The sequence below is a fragment of the Parabacteroides gordonii MS-1 = DSM 23371 genome (assembly GCF_000969825.1).
GTDB classification, from domain to species: Bacteria; Bacteroidota; Bacteroidia; order Bacteroidales; family Tannerellaceae; genus Parabacteroides; species Parabacteroides gordonii.
Genome location: NZ_KQ033919.1, coordinates 894,174 through 896,791, shown reverse-complemented (window position 1 = coordinate 896,791; position 2,618 = coordinate 894,174). Strand labels below are relative to the sequence as shown.

Genomic DNA, 2,618 nt, shown 5'->3' with positions numbered 1-2,618 from the left:
GCGAACGTGGGGAACTGAAACATCTAAGTACCCATAGGAGAAGAAAATAAAAATGATTCCGCAAGTAGTGGCGAGCGAACGCGGAAGAGCCCAAACCAATACTGTTTAGGCAGTATTGGGGTTGTAGGACCACGCTGTGGCAAGAGATTAGTAAAGTAGAACACTTTGGAAAAAGTGATCATAGAGGGTGAAAATCCCGTATACGACTTACTAACGAAGCCTAGTGGTATCCTGAGTAGCGCGGGGCACGAGAAATCCTGTGTGAAACTGCGGGGCCCATCCCGTAAGGCTAAATACTCCCGAGAGACCGATAGCGAACCAGTACCGTGAGGGAAAGGTGAAAAGAACCTCGAACAGAGGAGTGAAATAGACCCTGAACCCGTCTGCCTACAAGCGGTCGGAGCATCTTCGGTTGTGACGGCGTGCCTTTTGCATAATGAACCTACGAGTTACTTTCTCCGGCAAGGTTAAGTGGTTCAGCCACGGAGCCGAAGCGAAAGCGAGTCTGAACAGGGCGGTTTAGTCGGAGGGAGTAGACGCGAAACCAAGTGATCTACCCATGGTCAGGTTGAAGGTTAGGTAACACTAACTGGAGGACCGAACCGGTAAGCGTTGAAAAGCTTTCGGATGAACTGTGGGTAGGGGTGAAAGGCTAATCAAACTTGGAGATAGCTCGTACTCCCCGAAATGCATTTAGGTGCAGCCTAGGGTTAGTATAGTATGAGGTAGAGCGACTGATTGGATGCGAGGGCTTCACCGCCTATCAAGTCCAGATAAACTCCGAATGCGTACTATATATTGCCCTGGAGTGAGGGCGCGGGTGCTAAGGTCCGCGTCCGAGAGGAGAAGAATCCAGACCATCAGCTAAGGTCCCCAAATAACAGTTAAGTTGAACTAACGAAGTCAGACTGCAGAGACAGCTAGGATGTTGGCTTGGAAGCAGCCATTCATTTAAAGAGTGCGTAACAGCTCACTAGTCGAGGAGTTTGGCGTGGATAATACTCGGGCATAAACTGTTTACCGAAGCTATGGATCCAGTAATGGATGGTAGGGGAGCATTCCAGTGGCGTAGAAGGTGAGGGATAACCCTTGCTGGAGTAGCTGGAAAAGCAAATGTAGGTATAAGTAACGATAAAGGAAGTGAGAAACTTCCTCGCCGAAAGACTAAGGTTTCCTGATCAACGTTAATCGGATCAGGGTAAGTCGGGACCTAAGGATAAGCCGAACGGCGATTCCGATGGAAGAATGGTTTAATATTCCCATACTACTTTATGGAGCGATGTGGAGACGGAGAAGTGACAGTCCTGCTGCCTGACGGAATAGGCAGTTAAAGGGTGTAGACGTTGATCTGAGTAGGCAAATCCGCTCGGAGAGTCGAACCTGACAGTATACCGCGTACTTGTACAAGGTAATATGGACGTAAGCAGGCTCCCTAGAAAATCCGCTAAGCATATTCATAGAGTACCCGTACCGTAAACGGACACACGTAGTTGGGTTGAGAATACTGAGGCGCTCGAGTGATTCACGGTTAAGGAACTAGGCAAATTGACCCTGTAACTTCGGGATAAAGGGTCCCACTGTAACAGGTGGGCGCAGAGAATAGGTCCAGGCAACTGTTTAACAAAAACACATGGCTGTGCAAAATAGAAATATGACGTATACAGCCTGACACCTGCCCGGTGCTGGAAGGTTAAGAGGAGATGTCATCGCAAGAGAAGCATTGAATTGAAGCCCCAGTAAACGGCGGCCGTAACTATAACGGTCCTAAGGTAGCGAAATTCCTTGTCGGGTAAGTTCCGACCTGCACGAATGGTGTAATGATCTGGACACTGTCTCAACCGTGAGCTCGGTGAAATTGTAGTATCGGTGAAGATGCCGATTACCCGCGATGGGACGAAAAGACCCCGTGAACCTTTACTATAGCTTTACATTGAATTTGGGCAACTAATGTGTAGGATAGGCCGGAGACTTTGAAGCAGGCACGCTAGTGTTTGTGGAGTCACCGTTGAAATACGGCCCTTTGGTTGTTTGAGTTCTAACTCGCTAAGCGAGGACACTGTATGGTGGGTAGTTTGACTGGGGTGGTCGCCTCCAAAAGAGTAACGGAGGCTTCTAAAGGTACCCTCAGACCGATTGGTAACCGGTCGTAGAGTGTAATGGCATAAGGGTGCTTGACTGGGAGAGAGACAACTCGATCAGGTAGGAAACTAGAGCATAGTGATCCGGTGGTTCCGCATGGAAGGGCCATCGCTCAAAGGATAAAAGGTACTCCGGGGATAACAGGCTGATCGCTCCCAAGAGCTCATATCGACGGAGCGGTTTGGCACCTCGATGTCGGCTCGTCACATCCTGGGGCTGGAGAAGGTCCCAAGGGTTGGGCTGTTCGCCCATTAAAGTGGCACGCGAGCTGGGTTCAGAACGTCGTGAGACAGTTCGGTCTCTATCTATCGTGGGCGTAGGATATTTGCGAGGCTCTGACACTAGTACGAGAGGACCGTGTTGGACAGACCACTGGTTTACCGGTTGTACCGCCAGGTGCACCGCCGGGTAGCTAAGTCTGGATTGGATAAGTGCTGAAAGCATCTAAGTACGAAGCCAGCCTCAAGATTAGATATCCC

Annotated in this window: 1 other annotated feature (only partly in view). The window is 49.8% G+C overall.

The features are described from left to right. Positions 1-2,618 (top strand) — a sequence feature (most likely nonfunctional fraction of RNA operon) (it extends past both window edges: 139 nt to the left, 123 nt to the right).